Genomic DNA, 20,143 nt, shown 5'->3' with positions numbered 1-20,143 from the left:
GTCCAGCTCGTCATGACCGACAGGACACTCTTCCAGGGCGACAGCGAACCCGCCCGGCTCCCCGGCTACGGCATCGTCCCCGCCGGCTGGGCACGGACAATGCTCACGGGGAACAACCACCAACCCGGCCAGTCCGCCCAGGATCAGGATCTGAAGGTCTGGCTCCGGCGCCTCTTCATGGCCCCCGGAACCGGAGAGCTCGTCGGGGTGGATTCGCGGGCGCGCTTATTCCCGGCGGGCTTGCGGCGCTTCATCCAGGCCCGCGACGACACCTGCCGCACCCCGTACTGCGACGCGCCGATCAGGCATTTCGACCACATCATCCCCTGGCACGACGGCGGACCCACCAGCCTGGCGAACGGGGCAGGCCTGTGCGAAGCATGCAACCACACCAAAGAACTCCCCGGCTGGACAGCACAAACCGGAGCAGCAACAACCCAGCACGGGACACGGCATGTCCTCGACATCCGCACCCCCACCGGACACCGCTACCGGTCAACAGCCCCACCCCTGCCAGGAACCGGGCTATCCATGACCACGGCGGCGCCAGATTCCAGGCACCACCGACGCAAGCTCCGACACCATGCAAAGGCGCTTAAATACGCCCAACCCGCCAAACTACAAGCCGCCTAAGGGTGCGCGCCGCAAGTGCGTCGAGTCCCGCGGGCACGCAAAAGCCCCACCTGACTCGTTTGGCGTTGCCTGTTCCAGTCGAGCGGGGCTGCTTTGCGTGCGGGTTTAGCCTTCGCAGTCGCGGCAGTACTTGAGGCCGTTCTTTTCCAGCGCGATCTGCGACCGGTGACGGACCAGGAAGCACGATGAACACGTGAATTCATCGGACTGCTCCGGGACAACGATGACGGTCAGTTCTTCGCCGGACAGATCGGCGCCCGGAAGGTCGATGCCCTCGGCTGTGTCGTTCTCGTCGATGTCGATGACAGCAGTCTGGGCACCGGAGCCGCGCGACGCCTGAAGGGCCTCGAGCGATTCGGCGGGAGACTCTTCTTCGGTCTTGCGTGGGGCGTCGTAATCGGTAGCCATTGTTGTGGTTCACTTTCGTTGCTGCATAGTGCCATTTCAGGCACCTCAGTGAAGCAGTTTAGGGCATGCTACACGCCATCAACGAATAGTGTGTTCAACAAGACATTTGGCCACGTAAGAACCCCGGAATCCCGGGGTTTTTGCTACTCCGCAGCGCGGATTTTCCGCGCTTGGGCGTCGGCGATGGCCACACCGCTGAGCGCCGGGAGCCAGCCGTAGCGGGTGGTTTCAGTGGCTCCGGAGGCCCCCAGCTCGGCGGCGTCGTAGAAGTAGGCAGCTTCGATCCAGGCGCTCACCTTGGACATGATGGATACGATCATGCGGCCACGCTATCGAGGCCGGGTTCGGGACCCGTTTCCGGTCTGTCACGGCTGTGTTAAATGATCCTGAAGCTCAGTATCCGCGTACCGCCGTCGTCGTAACCGTCATCCGGCGCCGCGTGAATCAACAGCCCGGATTCATCCGCGGTGACGATGACAGGGTTCCGGGTGATGACGTGACCGGCACCGCTGAACACGCTGATGGGCACGTCCCGTTTGATTCTTTGCCGCAGCGGTTCCACAAGGGCCAGTCCTCCGAGTTCAAGGACACCACCATCAACCTGCGGCAACAGGGAAATCCCGCTGCACAGCAGGAGTCCCGGACCGAGGAGCTGTGCATCCTGGTAGTCGACGAAATGGCCGGGGGTCTCCCATGCGTCCAGCAGGCGGCCTTCCGTGTCCCAGGTGTAGAGCTGCCGGGAACCCCAGCTTCCGCCGAACACCAAGTCCAATCCGGGATCGCGGACGATCCAACCGATGTGGTCCTCCACGCGGAACCGCTCGCGGACCTCGAAGGTGTCCGGATCGATCGTGTAGATGATGCTTCTGCTCGCGGCCCGGTATTCGGCGACGGAAACCCACACGTGGTCGCCGTCGAAATCGATACCACCGGGGTGATACGCCGCGTCCTCGCCCACAGGAATATCGCGAAGCAGCGCACCGTCCGGCCCGAGGACGAACACGTGCCCGTTCCCCCGCCCGGGGGTGCGCAGCGTCGGATCCGCCTCAGGGCGCGGCGCATCGAGGATCTCAACGGACGACAAGAAGGTCAGTCCCTTGGCGAACGCCATGCCCTGCGGGTGGTGCGTCGGAAAGTCGAGGAGGATCTCCCCAAGCAGTTCGAAGCGGCTCCGCCGGTCAATCGCGGAAACGGCGTCGGAGAGAAGCTCAGTTGCCCGCGTCGTCATTTGCCTGGCGCCACAGTTCGTAAAGCTCGGCCGAGTATTCCGGACGGGCCGCAAGCACTCCGCCTTGTTCCGGGAACGTGTCCATCTCGCCTTCGGCATTGAGGACGATGCCTCCGGCCTCTTGAACAACGAGCGTCGCCGCCAGGTGGTCGATCGGGCTGAAACTCCCGATGATTGCCCCCGCGCCACGCCCGGCTGCTACGCCAACCACCGTCATGGTCGCCGATCCCATGATCCGCATGATGCTGTGCCGCTCGCCGAGCTCCGCGAGCAGTTCCAGCATTCCGGGCCACGGCAAGTGCCCGGCGAGTTCGGTCGCCACCACGGTTCCGGCCAGGGCCGCCGTCGAAACTCCCGCGGGAGCCAGCGATAGCGGCTTCCCGTTCAGCCAGGCACCGTGCCCGGCCCACCCTTCGAAAATCTCGCCACGCCAAGGATCTGCGACGACGGCCACCGCGGGTTTGCGGTCCACAGCCAAGGCAAGTGAGAACGCCGTCCAGGGAATCTGGTTCACGTAGTTGGTGGTCCCGTCGACGGGATCAAGGTACCAACACGGTGCGCCGGGCACGGCGACTCCGCCCATTTCCTCGCCAACCACCGTGTGGCCGGGAAGGCGGGCCGCAATCACCTCGCGGACGTGACGCTCGACGGCGACATCGACTTCCGTGACCAGATCAGCGGGGTGCGCCTTGGTTGAGACCTGGCCGCGATCGGCGTCGCGCATGTATCCGACGGCCCATTCGGCCAGCTCCAACGCGACTTTCCGGGACTCAAGAACCTCGTCTCCGGCCAGTCCCCCGGGAGCCTGAGCTGATACCCATGCCTGCGGGTCTTCGGCGATGGCACTTTGCAGCAGGTCCAGTTGGTTGCTCGTAATCGAATCCACGTCGAGTCCCAATGCCCAGCGCATGGTTTCCAAGTCGTCCACGGTCCAGCACGCAACTTTTGCTCCCGCGGCGTGGATCTGCTCGACCATGTCCTTGCTGAGGACCACGTGCTCGGAATTGACGAACTCGGGACGCAGTTCGGCGAGCAGCTCTTCCGGCGGGGCGATCCTCTTGCTCCAGGGGAGCCAGATCCGGACGTCCCGGTCGAGGGCACGGATGATCCGCATTCCGTCCAGGTTCCCGCACCAAGCCACTTCAATGCCGCTTTCGCGTACGACGGCGGCAGCCGCCTCTGCGGGGCCGGCCTCGTCCATGTCGATGAGCAAGGTTGACCGGCTGCCGCGGAAAAGTTCGAGGGCTTCGGAAAGCAGCGGGATACGTTCCTCGCCGGCGCCCAGTTGCCTGATGCGGTCATAGTCGACGTCCGCAACGTCGGCGTCGAGGCTCCAGATCCTGAGCAGCGAGGCATCGTGGAGCAGGATCACCTGCCCGTCCTTCGTTACCCGGACGTCCACTTCCACGAGGTCAGCACCCGCGTCGATGGCTGACGCTATGGCGGGCAAAGTGTTCTCCAGGTATTTGCTGGAGTCGCCCCGATGGGCCGCGGCCCGGGTCCTTTTGGTGTCGATCGTGTTGCTCACAGTGCGGCACCTGCCTCTCCTACCAGGCGTCCGTCCCGGAAGGTCATGGCCTTGCCGATCCCCGCATGCGTCTGTTGGCCAGGCCGCATGGGTTCACCGCTGACAAAGCTGCGGAGCACGGCGTCGGCCCTGCGCACGTACACTTCCTGGAAGTGTCCGCGCGGGACCACCCTCTCGACGGTCGCCGGGACGGCACCTGCGAACGGCGCGTCTGCCAGGATGACGTCCTCGGGTCGGATCCCGAGAACGTCCGGGCCCGCGGTGATGAGTCCGTCCTTGAGCGAGCCTTCCAGACGGTTCATGCTGCCGATGAAGGTGGCCACGAACTCGGTTTCCGGGCGGGCATAGAGCGCTTCCGGAGTGCTGTATTGCTCGATCCGGCCCGCATTCATCACGGCGATGCGGTCGGACATGGACATCGCCTCTTCCTGGTCGTGCGTGACGATGACCGTGGTGATGCCCAGCTCCTGCTGGATCTTGCGGATGTCTTCGCGCACTTTGACACGCAGTTTCGCGTCCAGGTTGCTCAAGGGTTCGTCGAGGAGCAACAGCTTCGGCTCCTGGACGAGTGCCCTGGCCAAGGCCACGCGTTGCTGTTCGCCACCGGAAATGCGGGCGGGCTTGGAATCCTTGTGGTGCAAAAGGCTGACCAACTCCAGGACGGCTTCCACCCTGTCCTTGATTTCGGCCTTGGACATTTTGCGGAGCTTCAGCGGGAAGCCGACGTTCTTGGCCACTGTCATGTGGGGCCACAGCGCGTAGTTTTGGAACACCATGGCGCTCGGGCGATTCTCCGCTCCGAGGTGCGAGACCTCCTGGCCTTCCACCTCAATGGAGCCGGAGTCCGGCTCGAGGAAGCCAGCAATCATGCGCAGCGTCGTTGTCTTACCGCAGCCGGAGGGCCCCAGCAAGGAGACCAGTTCGCCCTCCTTCACCGACAGATCGAGGTTGTCGATGACGGTGCGGCCGCCGAGGATCTTGCGGAGGCCGCGGATGGTGAGGCCGCCGCCCGACGCCGGGGTGCCCGGCTTCGTGGGGCTGACGGGTGGTTTAGTCAATGGTTCGTGGATTGTCATGGGTTCTCTGTCTGACATTGAGCGCGGTGCGCTATTTGATCTGGAAGCCTTCGGCGAGCTGGCCGCCGAGGATGTGCTTGTGCGCCGCGAGCATGAGGGCTACGGAGGGAATGGCCAGCAGGATCGAGAAGACGGCAGCCACCTGGGTGGGGTAGTTCAGCACGAGGCTGTACATCTGGGTTGGCATGGTCATGAAAGCCGGCGCACCCACCAAGTACGTTCCTTGTGCTTCGTCGAAGGACGCAAGGAAGGACATCACGGCCGCGACGATAATCCCGGGCAGGGCCATGGGGAGCGTCACGGAAGCGAACACGCGCAATGTGGAGGCTCCGGCGTCGCGGGCTGCTTCCTCAAGGTTGCGCGGCACGGCAGCGAACGCTGCCGCCGGGATCCACGTCATGAAGACCACCGTGCCCAGCACGTGCACCACCAGGATTCCCAACACACTGTTCATGAGGTTCAACGCGTAGAAGAGCGCCGCAAGGGTAACGAACAAGCCCATCTTGGGAAAAGCGTTGGTCGCGAACAGGCTGATCAGGAAGAATCTGCGTCCGGGAAAATCAAAGCGGGCGAAAGCGTAGGCCGCGGGCAAGCAAATGATCGCAGACACGAGCACGGTCAGCGGGGCGAAGAACAAGGAGTTCTGCACCGCGATGCCGAGCGCGCCGTCGTTGACCACCACTTGCCACCAACGCAGCGTCCAGTCATCGGGAAGGAGATTGGGGAAGGTCCAATTGCCGGCGAAGGCGCGGACGCCCAGCCAGAGCAGGGGGCCAAGGATGAAAACGACCATGAGGACCACGAACAGGCCCACCAGGGCACTCCGGACAATCGAGTCCAGCGTGAGCGGCCTGCGGGTGCGGGAAGCAGCGGTAATAGCCATCAGGCCTTCCCCTGTTCCTTGGCGGAACGGAAGTTTGCCCACACGTAGAGGGCTGCGATTCCGGAGGCAATCAGGAAGACCGTGAAAGCCATGACGGCCGACTGCTGGGGCTGGTTGAAGGCAGAGAAGTAGTTGGACATGTCCACTCCGAGCATGTTCGGTGAATTGGGCCCGGTGAAGTACGGAACCGTGAACGATCCAACAATTCCTATCGCAGTAAACGTCGTCGCGATGATGATGGGAACGGCGGCCATGGGAACGATCACTGAAACGATCGTGCGCAAGGAGCCGGCACCGGCGTCGCGGGCTGCTTCGATCATGGCGTTTGGCACGGACTGCAGCCCGGAGGAGACCATGAGCACAGCGAAAGGCAGTGAAGTCCAGACCGAGCCGATGATGACCGTCACCATGGTGAAAGCCCACACGGGGAAGTCAACCCCGAAGAGCGCGAAGACACTCCGCAGGAAACCCGTGCCGGAGTAGAACGTCAAGATGGCCCATGAAGCGATGACCACCGGGATGAAGAGCGGCACGATCGCCAGTCCGGAGAGGAGCCGGGCCATTCGACCGCCCTTGAGCTTGAGGTAGAGCCCAATGCCCAAGGTCAGGAAGATGACCGTTGCCGTGCTGACCAGCGTCACGAAGACGGTGACCAGGAGGTCTCCGAGGAAACGTTTGTTGGTGAACATTTCTTGGTACGCCGCGAGGGTCCCCCACCAGGCGTCTGCCTCGTGCACGTTCTGGCCAATGGTGGCGATGGTGTGGTTCAACCCGCCGGTCAGGCCGATGCTGAACCCGAAGGCGAGAACGATCGGGAAGCCGACGAAGATCGCAATCAACAGGATCGGCGGCAGTGCCATGAAGAACCCGACGGCGCGCTGGCCCAGGCGTTTGGGGCGCGTGGCACCAGCCGGCGGAACTGTTTGTTGCAGTTCCGCCGGCTTGTGAAGCGTGGTTGTCACTGGCCGGGAACCTTCTGGTCCCAGAGGTTGTTCAGGTCTTTGCCCATCTGGTCGAAGTAGCCCTTACGCAGGTTGTTGGTGTCTGCGTCCTTGAACTTGTCCTTCACATCAGCCGGCAGCTTGTCCAGGCTGATGGCCGGGAAACCGGACATTTCCTTGATGATCATGGTCTGCGCGTCCGGCGAGAGTACGAAGTTGGCAAGCTTCAGCGCGGCCTCCTGTCGGGGCGAGGACTTGGGAATGCCCAGGTACGCCGCACCGCCGGTGAAGGACGGGTTGCTGATCTGGGTGGCCTTCACGGTGGACGGGATCTGGCCGTTGGTCAAGCCGGTGATGAACTGGTCAGACCATACGGGAGCCATGGAGATCTGTCCTTTGGCGAGCAAGTCAAGGGTCTGCTGGTTGCCGTTGGGGTAGACACCGCTCTGGAAGACGGACGAGTTGAGGTCTTTCAACGTCGCGAAGCCCTGGTCCCAGTACTTCTCGAGGTCCTTCTCGTAGCCCACCGTCATCTTGGCGCGGGCGTCTGCAGGGACGAACTTGTCCAAAACGGTGGCAACGAATGCACCGCCGGATCCTCCGGACTTGGGCGAGTTGTAGGTGAACTTGCCCGGGTTTGCCTTGATCCAGGCGAGCAGATCGTCAAGGGTCTTCGGCGGAGAGGCAACCGTCTTGGTGTCATAGGCCAGGAGCACTGCGGAGCCGCGGTACGGGATGCCACCCGTGCCGCCGGCCTTGATGACGTCCTTCGGGACATCGTTCAGTGCCGGAATCGTCTGGGAACTTACGGACGTCAGCAGATTGGCTGCGGAGGCCTTGGAAACAAAACCGCCATCCACGAGGTCGAAATCAGGTTCCTTGTTCTGCTCCGTGGCGCTGGTCAGTTTCGCCAGGGTCTGGGCATCGTGCTCGCCGTGCAGATCGAGGGTGACCTTCACGTTGTAGCCGGGGTTGGCCTTTTCGAAGGCGGGAACGAGGCTCTTCTCCCACAGGTTCTGGACGTTGGTGTCCCCGCTGATGAATACGGTGATCGTCTTGTCCGGGGATGCGCTGGCGCCATTGTTCTGGGCCGAAGCGGTACTGCTTTGGGCGCAGCCGGTCACAGCGGTGGCTGCAACAACGGCGACGGCGGCCGCTGCTAGAAAGCGGTTGGTCATGGTGTTCCTTCATCTTGAACCGAAAAGTCCCCCAAGTGCAGGAACTACCTTCCAAGGGCAAGGTGAAGGAGTGGGTCATGGGCAATGAATCCGTGGTTAACCGGAAACAGAATTCACGCAAATATGTCAGGACATGCGAACATCCGGGTGAAACCGAGCGGTACCGGATCGCCCTACTTGCGGGCTCGCTTCCAATTGATCGTCAGGAACGTGACCAGGACGGCTATCGCCGCGGCGAGGGCCAGGCTGACGGGGCCGGTGCCCCAGTCGAGTCCCCCTCGGTCAGGGGTAACGGCGGTCCAATCGGAGAAGGACGCCCCCAATGGACGGGTCAGGATGTACGCGAACCAAAAGGCCGGGATCGCCGCCAACAGCCGACGCCAATGGGCGAGTGCCGGAATAGCGATGACAACCGCGAACATGATGCCCGAGGCGAGGTAGCCCAAGCCCAGCGAGTAGGCAGTCAGGTCTCCGGTAGCCGTACCGAGCGCGAAGGTTGTCAGCACCGCAGCCCAGTAAAAGGACTCCCGACGCCGGGTGGTGATGCTGTGGATGGAGAGGGTCTTCTCGCTCCGGTGCCAGAGCAGGAAAACGACGGCGAGCGCCACGGTGAAGAACAGGGTCGACGCCAGGTAGGGGACGCCAAGCCCGACGTGGACGGCATCCGCAGCCATGGTCCCAAACACACTGACCATCGCGACGGCGGTCCAATACACCCAGGGGATGTACCGGCGCACACGGAACTGCAGGACCAGCGAAATCACCAGTGCCGCGAACCCGAGGCCCAAAGCGATCTCGGGCTCGAAGCGGTGGACAAGGAAATCGGATGTCGTTTCGCCCATCCCGGTGGTGAGGATCTTCACTACCCAGAACAAGACGGTTACCTCGGGTACTTTCGAGGCAGAGGCTCGGGAGACGGCGTTCTGCAGTTGATCGCCAACAGCTACAGTGTCCTTGGCCCGCGGGCTAGCGGTGAGTTCTTCGGGCATCATGGCCCTCATTGTTCATGGCTTTCCCGAGCGTTTCCCGAATATGACACGCGGCGCGGCGGGCTGACACGGCAACGCGTCCCCCAAGCAACCCCGCCCGATTCGCGGGATAATGGAACTATGGCCGATCAGGATCAGGATCCTTGGGACGAGTTCGACAGGCTCAAGCCCGCGGGACACGATCGTGTCCAGGGCTACCCGGGAGGAGAACCTTTGGGTTTTGGCTTCCAGACGGGTGTGCGGAGCGCAAGGGTGGCCTTTGGTTTCGCCGTCTACACGCTGGTCCTCGGAACCATTCTGGTCCTCGTCGGGATCATCGACTTTATCGGCACCGGCGAATTGCTGTGGCTCGGATTGATGGTCCTCATCGAGGCCGCCTTCGTCTATGGCTTCATCCAATTGGCGCACCAAGCGCGTAACCGGCGCTCGACTTAGCCCACCCCGTTGTCGAAGAACTACAACCCTTCCGCGATCCGCTTGATCGCGACCAGGCGGCGGTCCCACTCGGCGCCGATGCGCTCGAGCCTGCGCGCCGTTTCGCTTAGCTGCGAGCCGAGCACCCTGTAGCGCAGTTCACGACCGACGCGCAGCGATTCAACGAGTCCGGCCTCCTGCAGCACGGCGAGGTGCTTGGCGATCGCTTGTCGGGTGACCGGGAGCCGCCCGGCGAGGGCCGACGCCGATGCGTCGCCTTCGCCGAGGGCAGCCAGGATGCTCCACCTCGTCTCGTCTCCGAGCGCGGCGAACACTGGAACCAGGGTGCTCGTTGTCACGACCCACCCTCGACATAAGCGGCCAGTTCGTCGAGTTCCGAGTCCCAGCCCTGGCGGTGGCTCTCCATGTTGAAGGCCGGATCGCTCGTCGTGTCGAAGCCCGTCTCGACGACGGTGAGCTGCGTTCCGCCGTCGAGCGCTTCAAGCGTGAAGCGGAATACGGTCGAGTGGTCAGGGTCGACCTCGGCCGATTGCGTACCGCGTGCGTCGTCATTGCTCCAGCGGTAGGCGATCATTCGCGGTGGGTCGAGCTCCTCGATCAGGACCGGGAAGGCACCGTACCCTTCGAAAGAGAAGACACCGCGGGCGCCGACGGCGACCTCGTCGAGGACGGCGGTTTGTCCGAACCACCGCGCGATGTGCTCGGCCTCGGTGATCGCGGCCCAAACCTTCTCGATTGGTGCCGCGATGGTGATGGTGCGCCTCACGGTGAATTCGCCCGCGTCGACGACGGAGGCCTGGTTTGCAGTCATAGTCATGATTCTGTTCCTTTCAGTCAGTTACTGCAACTACAGGGTTGCATTAACTCACCGAAAGAGCAACCCCTAGGTTGCAGATCGCGACCGTCGGTCCTCAACCCTTGCGCGGCAGATACGTGTTCACGGGTCGCCCCGTCGAACCGTAGGCCAAATGCAGGTCAACGAGTCCCTTGCGTTCGAGTTCACTGAGATAGCGCTGGGCCGTGGGGCGGCTGATGCCGACGGTGCCCGCAATCTCCGAGGCCCCCAAAGGCTCCGTGGAGTGAACCACCATGTCGAGGACTTTTTGCATGGTGGGTGGCAGGCGCCGGGGTCCTTTGGCAGGGGGAGCCGTCCGGCGCAGGCTGAAGAGCTGGTCCACGGTCGCCTGATCGGCCACGGTCCGGGACTCCGCCTCCTGCCGCCAGCGCCGATAGGCCTCGAGCTGGGTCTGCAGTTGCTCGAAGCCGAACGGTTTGACGAGGTAGTACACCGCTCCCCCACGCATGGCAGCCCTTACGGTCTCAAGGTCCCGGGCGGCAGTGATCATGACGGCGTCGAGTTTTTCGCCGGCTCCCTGAAGGGACCGCAGCAAGCTGATTCCATCTTCATCTGGAAGGTAGACATCGAGGAGAAGCAGGTCTGGTTTGAGCCGCTGCACCGCTTCCCTGGCCTCCGCCGCGGTGTGGGCCTCGCCGACGCATTCGTATCCCTCGATTTTGGCCACGCGGCTAGCGTGGATGCGCGCTACGCGGAAGTCGTCGTCGACTACCAAGGTGCGGATCATTCGATCGATTTTCCTGTCATGACGGTGGTTTCGGATTCCATGTGCGGTTCCGGCAACCAAATTTCAAAGCGTCCCCCGGGGCCCGGGAAAACATCCATGGTGCCTCCTGCACGGTGAACGATCCGGCTCACGAGTGCAAGGCCTATCCCACGTCGCATCCCCGGCCGCGGTTCCTTGGTGGTGAATCCGTCGGCGGTGATCGTGCCCACCAATTCTGCAGGAACGCCGGGCCCGTTGTCGGTCACGCAGATGAAAATGCCCGAGGAATCGTCCAGCTGGATGGTCACCTCACGGGGCGCGGGTTGCTCGGCGAGGATCTCGACGGCGTTGTCCAGCAGGTTCCCGACGATCGTCAGCAGCGCTTGCGTTTCGAGGAACGGTTGGCGCAGCTGCGAGTCGTCAGTCACCGATATCTCGACATCCTGCTCAGCGGCCACGGTGATTTTCGCGAGCAGCAGGGCCGCGAGCTCCGGCGGTTCGATCCGCGAGCGCAGTCCTTCGCCAAGTGAGCGCGAGGTGTCCGAAATCCGCGATACGAAATTCCGGGCCTGGTCCACGTCTCCAAGTTCCAACAGTCCGTCCACCACGTGGAGACGGTTGGCGTACTCATGCTCTTGTGCGCGCAAAGCTTCCATCAGGCCTTCGACCGAGCGAAGGTCACGCACCAGGCCCTCAACCTCGGTGCGGTCGCGCAATGTGACCACCGAACCTATGCTCCTTCCAGCCAAGGCAACGGACATCCGGTTCACCACCAGCAAGGCGTCCTCGGTGATCACGATCTGGTCGGAACCGCTGATCTGGCCGGTCAAGAGGGAACGAAGCCTCCCGGCAGGCAGGAGATCCTCGATCTTCTCTCCCAGCACGTTTTCTTCCAGGTGAAGCAGGGAGCGCGCCTCGGAGTTGATCACGGTGACCCGGCCGTCGTCGTCGAACCCGATCATCGCTTCACGGATGCCGTGCAGCAGGGCTTCGCGTTCTTGCAGCAGGGACGCGATCTCCACCGGCTCGAGATCGAAGGTGACCCGTTTGATCCTGCGCGCCAGCAGGGCCGAACCCATGGCGCTGATCACCAGCACCACTGCTGAATAACCGGCAATCAGCAACACCTGTTTGGTGAGCTCGCTGCTTTCCGTGGTCTCAAGGATTCCCACCGAGACCTGCCCGACGACGGTCCCGTCCGCCGCGCGCACCGGCGCCTTGGCGTTGACCGAGTCACCGAGACTGCCTTTGTCGATTCCGACATGGGTCTGCCCGTCAAGGACGGCGACGGGTTCTTCCAAGGTCTGCCCGATGAGGTTTGGATTCGGGTGGGAGTACCGGACACCTTTCCGGTCGGTGACCACGACGTAGTCCGGCTGGGCCTGGGACTGGACCTTGCTCGCAATCGCCTGAATCGAGTGCGTGGGATCTCCGTTCCCCAAGGACGTCACGATCTCCGGCATTTGCGCCACCGTCGTGGCGATTCCCAGCGCCCGGAGCCGGTACTGGTCTTCGAGGGTCTGGTTGCTGATCTGGGTGTAAAGAAGCGCGCCCAACGTGACTGTCACAAAGAGGATGCAGAGCAACCACACCAGGATCTGGGAGGCAAGGGGCCGGGCCTTCCAGCGCGCGCCGAAAAATCGCAAGCCACGCAACTCTGGGTGCACCGCCAACCTCTTCCTACTCTCCTAGTAGCTTATGTGACAAAGTTCACGGCTACTATCTCTCCTGAGAGAGGTACTGACAGGGACTCCCTGCCAGTACCGTCGCGTCCCTAGTGTTGACGGCAAGGCTGGATCTTGTTTCACGACACAGGATTCACGACACGGGAGGACGAACGATGGAAAAGCGCACACTGGGCACCAACGGCTTGGAGGTCTCCGCCGTCGGACTGGGCTGCATGAGCATGACTGGTGGATACAGCGACAAGCCGGACCGGCAGGAAATGATCTCGCTGATCCGAGCCGCCGTGGACCGGGGCGTGACATTCTTCGACACCGCCGAAATCTATGGCCCGTATGCCAACGAGGAACTGGTGGGCGAAGCCCTCGCCCCGTACAAAGGCCAAGTGGTGATCGCCACCAAGTTCGGATGGGACATCGATCCCGCAGAGCGCAAGCCAAGCGGGCGCGTGAGCAGCCGCCCGGAGGTCATCAAGGACGTCGTGGAAGGCTCTTTGCACCGGCTCGGCGTCGACGTCATCGACCTCTACTACCAGCACCGGGTGGACCCCGACGTTCCCATCGAAGACGTGGCGGGAGCGGTCAAGGAACTGATCGAGGCCGGCAAGGTGAAGCACTTCGGCATGTCCGAAGCATCTGCGGGAACAATCCGCCGGGCGCATGCCGTCCAGCCCCTGAGCGCCGTCCAAAGCGAATACTCCCTCTGGTGGCGCCGCCCCGAGGAAGACGTGCTGGCCGCGTGCGAGGAGCTGGGCATCGGTTTTGTCCCTTACAGCCCACTCGGCAAAGGCTTCCTGACAGGTACCATTACCGCGGCCACGAGCTTCGACGCCGGCAACGACATCCGTAGCACCATCCCCCGGTTCGCGCCGGAAGCGCTCCAGCACAATGCCGCCGTCGTCGAGTTGCTCGCGAACATCGCACAACGCAAGGGTGCCACGCCCGGTCAGATCGCCTTGGCATGGCTCCTGGCGCAGAAGCCATGGATCGTCCCGATCCCCGGAACGCGCAAACTGCACCGCTTGGAGGAAAACATCGGTGCCGCCGTCGTCGAATTGTCCGCCGCGGAACTGGGCGAAATCGAGGATGCCGCCTCGAAGATCCAGGTACAGGGCGGGCGCTACAACGACGCCGCAGAACGGATGACCAACCTCTAGGCGTTCGCGTGGTGCCACGCAACCGGATCCTGTGAGCCAGGCGGAATTGTCACAGTTCAGGCACAGCACAGGTATAGAGGGGCCAAAGTGTGGGCTTCGAGGATGGGATACAGCTTCGAACCCCTCGGAGTTGAACCTCTAAGGAGCAACATCGTGAACAAAGTCCGGAAAATCGCAGTGGGCGCTGCCCTGATCGGCGCGGTCGCAGGCGGCGGAGCCCTCACGGCCATGGCACTTCCCGCCGACGCCGCAACCACCGACACCTCAACTGCCAGCCCATCCGCCCCCGCGGATGGTGGCACGCACGGAAACGAAACGGCCCTGACCGGCGACACCGCAAGCAAGGTCAAGGCCGCCGTGCTGGCCGCCAACTCCGGCGCCACGGTGGAGAACATGACCACCGAAGACGACGGCAGCGCCGCCTATGAAGCCCACATCACCAAGTCGGACGGCACACACGCCACCGTCAAGCTCGATGCGAGCTTCAAAGTCACGGCAACCGAAACCGGCGGCCCCGGAGGCGGGAAGGGCGGCCACGGCAACCACGGAAACGAAACCGATCTCACGGGTGACACCGCAAGCAAGGTGAAGGCCGCTGTACTGGCCGCCAACTCCGGCGCCACGGTGGAGAACCTGACCACCGAAGACGACGGCAGCGCCGCCTATGAAGCCCACATCACCAAGTCGGACGGCACGCACGCCACCGTCAAGCTCGATGCGAGCTTCAAGGTCACGGCAACCGAAACCGGCGGCCCCGGTCACTAACCCCCAAGGCAACTAAGCACTGTGGGCGGATACGGCACCCTGCCGTATCCGCCCACCGTGCTTTAACGGTGTACTGACAAGACCTCCCACACGTCCCCTGCCGGAAGTAGCCTGAATCCATGGACAGTCGAAACGATGTGAGTGAGTTCCTACGCTCGCGGCGGGCCAAAGTGACACCCGAGCAAGTGAATCTCATTGTGGGTGCCAACCGCCGGGTGCCTGGGTTGCGGCGGGAAGAAGTCGCAACCTTGGCTTCAGTCAGCGTGGATTACTACGCGCGGCTGGAACGCGGTAACCTCACAGGTGTCTCGGACGAAGTGCTCGAATCGATTGCCCACGCCCTCAGGCTCGACGAAGCCGAAACCGCCCACTTGTTCGATCTCGCCCGGGCCGCGCAGCCCGGGCCGGCCCGCCGCCGCCGGGCGGTCACGCCCGCGCAGCAGATCCGCCCGAGCCTCCAGCGATTCATGGACGCAATCACGGGTGCACCGACGTGGGTGCGGAACGAGCGCATGGATCTCATCACTGCGAACCCACTCGGCCGCGCCCTTTTCTCGCCCCTTTTTACCGATCCGGTCCGGCCCGTGAACAACGCCCGGTTTGTGTTCCTCAACCCCGAGTCACTCAACTTCTACCTCGATTGGGAGCAAGGCGCGAACGACATCGTCGCCACCCTCCGCGGTTACGCCGGACGGCAGCCGCACAACAAGGGCCTGAGCGATCTGGTCGGCGAGCTCGCTACTCGGAGCGAGGAATTCCGCACACGCTGGGCCGCCCACAACGTCCGCTTCCACCGAACCGGCACCAAGCGAATGCACCACCCGGTGGTCGGGGACCTCGAACTCAGTTATGAGGCAATGGAACTGCCGGCCAACCCCGGGTGGACGATGTTCGCCTACACCGCGGAACCCGGGTCAGCGAGCGACGAACGCCTGAAACTGCTCGCGAGCTGGGCGGCCACCACCGCAAGCGAACTGGCGGCACCGGCGTCGATCTCGGACTGAGGGTTCAAGGCCTTGCGGCTTGGCCGCGTGCGGTGGGGGTAGGACCGTCAGTCCTAGGAAAAGCAGGGAGCGGCACATCTGCTGACATCGTCTTCCAGAGCGCTTAGCGTCTTTAACAGAACCTTGAACGACGGCGGTTCCGCCTTGGATTATTCGGGTTTCTTCCAGCCGCTAACTGGTCAACCAGTTCAGGGCTCCACGCTTAGATGAGAAGAAGATGACTATGGATTTTTCGTTGATGATGGCTTGCGCAGTCGTTGGCCTCGTGAACAATGACAGCCGCAGTGCTTTGCCGGGGGCACCGGTTGTTCCGGCACGCCCGGCAAGGCGCCTGCGGCCGTCTCGGCTCCGGGGTTGGCTCGCAACCGCACTACACCGGGTGGCGTGGGGAATCGAGCCTAAAGTGCCAGCGTTCGTGGAGCCCGCGCGGGTGAGCTGCGCGGATTGACCGACGTCAGGCGGGATCCTGTGGGCTGAACATTACTGCGTTCCATTCCCGGATCTCGCTGGGTACTGCCAGTCCTTCCAGGACGAAAGGATCGCTTGCGATGAACTGCTCCGCCCTTTCCTTGCTGGTGAAGATGCCCATCGAACCGTTCACGGCGGGATTGTCGAAAGTCCCGATGCCGATCAGGCCGCCCTCGGCGGCGAAGGCCTGCATATATTCAACGTGCCGGGGATAGACGGCCTGGAGCCCCGGAAGTGCCGAAGGGTCCGAGCTGTAGAAAACGACGAATTGCATTGTTTGCCCTTAGTTGTCGGATTCGGCGCTGTCGGATTCGGCGCTGTCGGATTCAGTGCTGTCGAGTCCGGCCAAGGTCTGGCCGAGCCGCGGAAGCACATGGTTTCGCCAGCCACCGCTCATGATGCGGTGCGATGCCACGTGCGTCGGCTCGTCGGGATTGAACCCGTCATGGACAAGCGACAGACGGGTGCCCGTGTCTTCCGCGGCGATCGACCACGTCACGGTGCTGTTGAGGCTGTTTCCGGAGTTCGCGTCCCGCCACGAAATACGCAGTAGCTTCTCCGTTTCCACGTCAAGGACTTCGCTTGCCACCAAGCCGCTGAAGCCAACTGCCGGAACGGGAATCCCGCGCATCTGGAACTGGTGCCCGACGATCGCTTGGAAGTCGTTTTCCATCAACCAGCGGGCGATCAGCCCGGGTTCCGTCAGAGCCCGCCAGACCTTGACAGGCGAATGCGGCAGGAATTCTTCGACCTCGATGGTCGTCAGTAGTTCACTCATTTAGTGTCCTCAATCTCGTTCACGACCATCGTAAGTTCCGAGCGGGCAATCGGCAGAGCGATCGGGTATCCCCGGCCTGCGTCGCTGACCAAGTTCGAACAAATCCAGCTCTTGTTTAACGACAGTCAGCGATATATCGTTAAGTATCGCAGAACAAACTGCGAGCCTGAGGGCAACCCACAAAACACTGAAAGGACGATGCCGTTATGAAAGGCATTCACGACAATAGGCACACAGATTGCGGTCCGGATATGGAACGTTTCGGACGCGGCCGCAGCCGTCGCGGTCCCCACGGACACGGCGGATTCGGGCCGGGCCGCGGATTTGGGCCGGGCCGCGGTTTCGGACCGGGTTTCGGACCAGGATTTGGTCCCGGCTTTGGTCCCGGGGGGCCGCGTCGGGCCAACAAGGGCGACGTTCGTTTCGCGATCCTCTCCCTGCTGGCCGAAGCGCCATCAAATGGATACGGGCTCATCAAGACAATCGCCGAGAAGACGTCGGGATCGTGGCGCCCAAGCCCGGGTTCCGTCTATCCGACCCTGCAGCAGCTCGTTGACGAGGAACTCATTGCGCCTGTCGGCGAAGGCCGGCGCACCGAGTTCACACTCACCGATGCCGGGAAGGCATATGTAGCGGAGCATGCTGAGGAGCTGGAAAATGCGTGGAACATCGATCCGGAGGGATCAGGACCCGCGTTCCACCAGAGCGTGGCAAAGCTCATGGGAGTCATCCATCAATTCCGCTTCGCAGCAACGGACGAACAGCGTACGGCGGCTATGGAAAAGATCGACGAAGCCCGGCGAGCGCTGTACCACATCCTCGCTGACTAGTACCGCCCCTTCCGAAGCCGCGACGTGGAAGTAATCCCGCTCGCGGCTTCGGAATGTACACTCCCCCGGCTCGGTTTCCGGGTCTATGCTGGGTTTCCCGGTTGCGCCGGCTCGCCCAAGCGCTCCGAACTGCTACTGAGAGCGATTGTCCATGAGCGGTTGCGATGCAGTCCTGGCAGGCCTTGGCACAGAACTCGCCTGGATCCAGGACACATATATGGACCTGCATAGACACCCCGAGCTGAGCCTCGAGGAGCATAGGACTTCGAAGCTCGTCGAGGGGAAACTCGCCGCGTTCGGCTATGCAGTAACCCGCGTCGGAGGCACCGGCGTCGTCGGGATCCTCACAAACGGGGACGGACCAACCGTGCTTGCCCGCGCGGACATGGACGCGTTACCTGTCGCCGAGGCGACCGGGCTACCTTATGCGTCGACCGTGGACGGGGTCATGCACGCGTGCGGGCACGACCTGCACGTCGCTGCGCTGCTCGGCGCGGCCAAGCTCTTGGCCGACGGGCGGACAGCCTGGTCCGGGACGTACGTCGCGCTGTTCCAGCCGGGCGAAGAGATCGGGGCAGGATCCCAAGCAATGCTCGACGACGGACTCGTCGCCAAAGTGCCGCGGCCCGACGTCGCCTTCGCCCAACATGTGATGCCGATCCCGGCAGGGAGGGTAGCCACCACGCCGGGCCCCGTCCTCTCCGCCGCGGACTCGCTCAAGATCACGGTGTACGGCAAGGGCGCACACGGCTCAATGCCGCACATGTCCGTTGACCCGGTGGTGCTGGCCTCCTCGATCGTGCTCAGGCTGCAGTCCATCGTCTCGCGGGAGACCAAACCGGGCGACTTCGCGGTTGTCACGGTAGGGGCGCTCAACGCCGGAGCAACGTCGAACATCATCCCGGACCGCGCCACCCTCCTCCTGAACATCCGCACTTACGACCCCCAGGTTCGTGCGTCCGTGCTCGCGGCGATTGAGCGGATAGTCAGGGGCGAGTGCTCTGTCGCCGGATCACCGCAAGACCCGGATTTCGAGTACTACGACCAGTTCCCGCTCACGAGCAACGACGCCGCCGTGACAGAGCAGGTTCGGGCCGCATTCTCTGCCTATTTCGGGGAGGACTCAGTGCGTACCGCATATAGGCAGACAGCTTCCGAAGACTTCAGCCGCATTCCGGACGCTTTCGATGCGCCATACACATTCTGGCTCTTGGGCGGCGTGGATCCCGAAAGCTACCGGGCCGCCGTCGAACGCGGAACAGTGGCCCGGGACATTCCGGCCAACCACTCCCCGCTCTTCGCGCCCGTGATCGACCCGACGCTGTCCATGGGCGTCCAAACCCATGTGGTCGCAGCAATGTCCTACCTAGCTCAGGAGTACCACTGCCACTCAGGCGGGGCCCAGCCCGAGGGAACCTGATGGTTATCCTTTGTACCGCATCGTGCACAGCTGTAGCTTGCCGACGGCGGACGCAATCCGCTGCCATCGGCCGCATAGACCGCCGGAACATACTCATGGAATGTCAGCGGAAACCCTGGGCCGCACCGCCCACAAGCCGGTACCCTTGGCAGCGCTGCGGGAACACAGGGACGATGAGTAGCTATTCGTTGTCCAGCACGAGCAAGCGTCATGTTTCTCCCTCACGTCTTCATCATTCGGGAATCGGCGTCGGCCAGATCCCGCGTTCAAAGTTCATGCCCGGACGCCCACATCGTGCGTATAAACCCAGTGGGGCAGCCAGCGGGTAGTGGGTCAAACCCTATGCCAGGATTCCCTGAAGGGCCATGGCCCAGCCAGAAAAGATGGTTCGCAATCAGTTAAGCCGACAACTGGAGTAACTGTTGCCTGCGTCACATCCTCCGTTTAGTGTTTGTTCCGGACCGCAGCGTCGCGGTTCCTGATCGGAAGAGGACTCATGACCGAAAAAATCCGGCTTCTCGTAAAAATGGACATCGATGGTGCCCAGGTCCGCATCACAGCCCACGGGCGGCTAACCTCCCGGAGCCTTCACGCCCTCTATGTAGTCGCGAGGCGGGCCAACGCCCTCATGCATGGTCTGGCCCTTGAAATCGACGTCAGCGGGGCCAACGTCGACTCGGCGGCAATGGAAGCGCTCCGCCGCTGCTCGCAATCCCGCCGCCTTCCGGCCCTGATCGATCCCCAACAGTCAGATGTCAACATCTCCATCCGGTCATCGGCTGACGCCGTGATGGCCGCTTGACCGCTCGCCTGCTGCGGCTCGCGCTCGGGAATGACTGCCAGGTGAGTGCTCCCTAAGATTTGAATGTTTGTAGCGACCACGCGTTCTTCTACCATGCAGGAAGACTTACCGGAGATTTTTCGGGCTTTTCCCATTTGTAGTCGATCCAGATCTCATAGCCATCCCACCTTTGCACCATGGTGCGTGGATTCACGCCATCCACGGCAAGCCAGAGAATCGAGTTGTCGTTGGTGACGGCATCAACGATGCCGTGCCGGACGACCTCGTTATGCAGGCGCACCTCGACGACTTCACCAACTAACGGCAACCAGTCAGACTGGATATGAAAACTCATTTTTCTCCGCTCGGGTCTACTTCCTGTGAGGACAGTCCTGAT

24 protein-coding genes are annotated in these 20,143 nt (G+C 62.7%); 8 read left to right on the top strand and 16 right to left on the bottom strand.

What is annotated here, in order from left to right; genetic code table 11:
* A partial coding sequence (locus AC1DJW_RS23965; RefSeq protein ID WP_476902705.1) for an HNH endonuclease occupies positions 1–633 on the top strand: 633 nt, incomplete at its 5' end.
* Positions 634–738: 105 nt separating this feature from the next.
* On the opposite strand, the gene AC1DJW_RS23960 is transcribed toward AC1DJW_RS23965, so the two are convergent.
* From AC1DJW_RS23960 to AC1DJW_RS23920, 9 genes are all read right to left on the bottom strand, one after another.
* Positions 739–1,041 (bottom strand): DUF4193 domain-containing protein, encoded by a 303-nt coding sequence (locus AC1DJW_RS23960; protein ID WP_059388261.1) that lies wholly within the window; start codon positions 1,039–1,041, stop codon positions 739–741.
* Between the two features lie 143 nt (positions 1,042–1,184).
* Entirely contained in the window at positions 1,185–1,361 is a 177-nt protein-coding gene (locus AC1DJW_RS23955) for a hypothetical protein (protein ID WP_236815494.1), read from the bottom strand.
* A gap of 56 nt (positions 1,362–1,417) precedes the next feature.
* Positions 1,418–2,269, bottom strand: a complete 852-nt coding sequence (locus AC1DJW_RS23950) for a DUF6454 family protein (RefSeq protein WP_476902704.1) — start codon at positions 2,267–2,269, stop codon at positions 1,418–1,420.
* Entirely contained in the window at positions 2,250–3,797 is a 1,548-nt protein-coding gene (locus tag AC1DJW_RS23945) for an inositol monophosphatase family protein (protein ID WP_476902703.1), read from the bottom strand. The genes AC1DJW_RS23950 and AC1DJW_RS23945 overlap by 20 nt, the downstream gene beginning before the upstream one ends.
* Complete coding sequence (locus AC1DJW_RS23940) at positions 3,794–4,873, bottom strand: ABC transporter ATP-binding protein (protein WP_476902702.1); 1,080 nt, start codon at positions 4,871–4,873, stop codon at positions 3,794–3,796. The genes AC1DJW_RS23945 and AC1DJW_RS23940 overlap by 4 nt, the downstream gene beginning before the upstream one ends.
* Positions 4,874–4,904: 31 nt before the next feature.
* The gene (locus AC1DJW_RS23935; protein ID WP_476902701.1) at positions 4,905–5,756 is read right to left on the bottom strand and encodes an ABC transporter permease; all 852 of its coding nucleotides are present in this window, start codon (positions 5,754–5,756) and stop codon (positions 4,905–4,907) included.
* Positions 5,756–6,718, bottom strand: a complete 963-nt coding sequence (locus AC1DJW_RS23930) for an ABC transporter permease (protein ID WP_476902700.1) — start codon at positions 6,716–6,718, stop codon at positions 5,756–5,758. The genes AC1DJW_RS23935 and AC1DJW_RS23930 overlap by 1 nt, the downstream gene beginning before the upstream one ends.
* Positions 6,715–7,875, bottom strand: coding sequence for an extracellular solute-binding protein (locus AC1DJW_RS23925; RefSeq protein ID WP_284755962.1), 1,161 nt, complete (start codon positions 7,873–7,875; stop codon positions 6,715–6,717). Before AC1DJW_RS23925 ends, AC1DJW_RS23930 begins: the two co-directional genes overlap by 4 nt.
* 173 nt (positions 7,876–8,048) lie before the next feature.
* A complete protein-coding gene (locus tag AC1DJW_RS23920; RefSeq protein WP_284755961.1) occupies positions 8,049–8,867 on the bottom strand; it encodes a COG4705 family protein in 819 nt (272 codons plus the stop codon).
* Between the two features lie 117 nt (positions 8,868–8,984).
* On the opposite strand from AC1DJW_RS23920, the gene AC1DJW_RS23915 reads away from it, so the two are divergent.
* The gene (locus AC1DJW_RS23915) at positions 8,985–9,299 is read left to right on the top strand and encodes a hypothetical protein (protein ID WP_284755960.1); all 315 of its coding nucleotides are present in this window, start codon (positions 8,985–8,987) and stop codon (positions 9,297–9,299) included.
* A 20-nt stretch (positions 9,300–9,319) separates the two neighbouring features.
* Here the strand turns inward: AC1DJW_RS23915 and AC1DJW_RS23910 are convergent, their stop codons facing one another.
* The 4 genes from AC1DJW_RS23910 to AC1DJW_RS23895 all read right to left on the bottom strand — a co-directional run bounded on the left by AC1DJW_RS23910 (position 9,320) and on the right by AC1DJW_RS23895 (position 12,507).
* Entirely contained in the window at positions 9,320–9,637 is a 318-nt protein-coding gene (locus AC1DJW_RS23910; protein ID WP_476902699.1) for an ArsR/SmtB family transcription factor, read from the bottom strand.
* The gene (locus tag AC1DJW_RS23905) at positions 9,634–10,116 is read right to left on the bottom strand and encodes an SRPBCC family protein (RefSeq protein ID WP_390280742.1); all 483 of its coding nucleotides are present in this window, start codon (positions 10,114–10,116) and stop codon (positions 9,634–9,636) included. The genes AC1DJW_RS23910 and AC1DJW_RS23905 overlap by 4 nt, the downstream gene beginning before the upstream one ends.
* A gap of 94 nt (positions 10,117–10,210) precedes the next feature.
* Entirely contained in the window at positions 10,211–10,882 is a 672-nt protein-coding gene (locus AC1DJW_RS23900; protein WP_390280740.1) for a response regulator, read from the bottom strand.
* Positions 10,879–12,507 carry an ATP-binding protein gene (locus tag AC1DJW_RS23895; RefSeq protein ID WP_390280738.1) on the bottom strand — a complete coding sequence of 543 codons (1,629 nt, stop codon included), beginning with the start codon at positions 12,505–12,507 and terminating at the stop codon, positions 10,879–10,881. Before AC1DJW_RS23895 ends, AC1DJW_RS23900 begins: the two co-directional genes overlap by 4 nt.
* A 194-nt stretch (positions 12,508–12,701) precedes the next feature.
* Between AC1DJW_RS23895 and AC1DJW_RS23890 the strand changes: the two genes are divergently transcribed.
* From AC1DJW_RS23890 to AC1DJW_RS23880, 3 genes are all read left to right on the top strand, one after another.
* The gene (locus AC1DJW_RS23890) at positions 12,702–13,700 is read left to right on the top strand and encodes an aldo/keto reductase (protein WP_476902698.1); all 999 of its coding nucleotides are present in this window, start codon (positions 12,702–12,704) and stop codon (positions 13,698–13,700) included.
* Between the two features lie 153 nt (positions 13,701–13,853).
* Positions 13,854–14,465, top strand: a complete 612-nt coding sequence (locus tag AC1DJW_RS23885) for a PepSY domain-containing protein (RefSeq protein ID WP_284755916.1) — start codon at positions 13,854–13,856, stop codon at positions 14,463–14,465.
* 119 nt (positions 14,466–14,584) lie between these two features.
* Entirely contained in the window at positions 14,585–15,469 is an 885-nt protein-coding gene (locus tag AC1DJW_RS23880) for a helix-turn-helix transcriptional regulator (protein ID WP_476902697.1), read from the top strand.
* 454 nt (positions 15,470–15,923) lie between these two features.
* On the opposite strand, the gene AC1DJW_RS23875 is transcribed toward AC1DJW_RS23880, so the two are convergent.
* A complete protein-coding gene (locus tag AC1DJW_RS23875) occupies positions 15,924–16,211 on the bottom strand; it encodes a YciI family protein (RefSeq protein ID WP_476902696.1) in 288 nt (95 codons plus the stop codon).
* A gap of 9 nt (positions 16,212–16,220) precedes the next feature.
* Complete coding sequence (locus AC1DJW_RS23870; RefSeq protein ID WP_476902695.1) at positions 16,221–16,715, bottom strand: SRPBCC family protein; 495 nt, start codon at positions 16,713–16,715, stop codon at positions 16,221–16,223.
* 206 nt (positions 16,716–16,921) lie between these two features.
* On the opposite strand from AC1DJW_RS23870, the gene AC1DJW_RS23865 reads away from it, so the two are divergent.
* From AC1DJW_RS23865 to AC1DJW_RS23855, 3 genes are all read left to right on the top strand, one after another.
* The gene (locus tag AC1DJW_RS23865) at positions 16,922–17,545 is read left to right on the top strand and encodes a PadR family transcriptional regulator (RefSeq protein WP_284755912.1); all 624 of its coding nucleotides are present in this window, start codon (positions 16,922–16,924) and stop codon (positions 17,543–17,545) included.
* Positions 17,546–17,696: 151 nt separating this feature from the next.
* Complete coding sequence (locus tag AC1DJW_RS23860; protein WP_476902694.1) at positions 17,697–18,965, top strand: amidohydrolase; 1,269 nt, start codon at positions 17,697–17,699, stop codon at positions 18,963–18,965.
* Between the two features lie 496 nt (positions 18,966–19,461).
* The gene (locus AC1DJW_RS23855; RefSeq protein WP_284755909.1) at positions 19,462–19,767 is read left to right on the top strand and encodes a hypothetical protein; all 306 of its coding nucleotides are present in this window, start codon (positions 19,462–19,464) and stop codon (positions 19,765–19,767) included.
* Between the two features lie 88 nt (positions 19,768–19,855).
* Here AC1DJW_RS23855 and AC1DJW_RS23850 read toward each other — a convergent pair whose 3' ends face one another.
* Positions 19,856–20,101, bottom strand: a complete 246-nt coding sequence (locus tag AC1DJW_RS23850; RefSeq protein WP_284755907.1) for a hypothetical protein — start codon at positions 20,099–20,101, stop codon at positions 19,856–19,858.
* Positions 20,102–20,143: the final 42 nt, after the last annotated feature.

The organism is Arthrobacter sp. 05L417, from assembly GCF_056397865.1.
This window is presented reverse-complemented; position numbering and strand designations above follow the sequence as displayed.

Bases quoted from the DNA above. Each gene is read 5' to 3' on its own strand.
- AC1DJW_RS23920 (WP_284755961.1), bottom strand. From the start codon at position 8,867: ATGATGCCCGAAGAACTCACCGCTAGCCCGCGGGCCAAGGACACTGTA.
- AC1DJW_RS23960 (WP_059388261.1), bottom strand. From the start codon at position 1,041: ATGGCTACCGATTACGACGCCCCACGCAAGACCGAAGAAGAGTCTCCC.
- AC1DJW_RS23955 (WP_236815494.1), bottom strand. From the start codon at position 1,361: ATGATCGTATCCATCATGTCCAAGGTGAGCGCCTGGATCGAAGCTGCC.
- AC1DJW_RS23900 (WP_390280740.1), bottom strand. From the start codon at position 10,882: ATGATCCGCACCTTGGTAGTCGACGACGACTTCCGCGTAGCGCGCATC.
- AC1DJW_RS23950 (WP_476902704.1), bottom strand. From the start codon at position 2,269: ATGACGACGCGGGCAACTGAGCTTCTCTCCGACGCCGTTTCCGCGATT.
- AC1DJW_RS23865 (WP_284755912.1), top strand. From the start codon at position 16,922: ATGAAAGGCATTCACGACAATAGGCACACAGATTGCGGTCCGGATATG.
- AC1DJW_RS23935 (WP_476902701.1), bottom strand. From the start codon at position 5,756: ATGGCTATTACCGCTGCTTCCCGCACCCGCAGGCCGCTCACGCTGGAC.
- AC1DJW_RS23870 (WP_476902695.1), bottom strand. From the start codon at position 16,715: ATGAGTGAACTACTGACGACCATCGAGGTCGAAGAATTCCTGCCGCAT.
- AC1DJW_RS23905 (WP_390280742.1), bottom strand. From the start codon at position 10,116: ATGACTATGACTGCAAACCAGGCCTCCGTCGTCGACGCGGGCGAATTC.
- AC1DJW_RS23890 (WP_476902698.1), top strand. From the start codon at position 12,702: ATGGAAAAGCGCACACTGGGCACCAACGGCTTGGAGGTCTCCGCCGTC.
- AC1DJW_RS23940 (WP_476902702.1), bottom strand. From the start codon at position 4,873: ATGACAATCCACGAACCATTGACTAAACCACCCGTCAGCCCCACGAAG.
- AC1DJW_RS23880 (WP_476902697.1), top strand. From the start codon at position 14,585: ATGGACAGTCGAAACGATGTGAGTGAGTTCCTACGCTCGCGGCGGGCC.
- AC1DJW_RS23855 (WP_284755909.1), top strand. From the start codon at position 19,462: ATGACCGAAAAAATCCGGCTTCTCGTAAAAATGGACATCGATGGTGCC.
- AC1DJW_RS23860 (WP_476902694.1), top strand. From the start codon at position 17,697: ATGAGCGGTTGCGATGCAGTCCTGGCAGGCCTTGGCACAGAACTCGCC.
- AC1DJW_RS23925 (WP_284755962.1), bottom strand. From the start codon at position 7,875: ATGACCAACCGCTTTCTAGCAGCGGCCGCCGTCGCCGTTGTTGCAGCC.
- AC1DJW_RS23915 (WP_284755960.1), top strand. From the start codon at position 8,985: ATGGCCGATCAGGATCAGGATCCTTGGGACGAGTTCGACAGGCTCAAG.
- AC1DJW_RS23850 (WP_284755907.1), bottom strand. From the start codon at position 20,101: ATGAGTTTTCATATCCAGTCTGACTGGTTGCCGTTAGTTGGTGAAGTC.
- AC1DJW_RS23875 (WP_476902696.1), bottom strand. From the start codon at position 16,211: ATGCAATTCGTCGTTTTCTACAGCTCGGACCCTTCGGCACTTCCGGGG.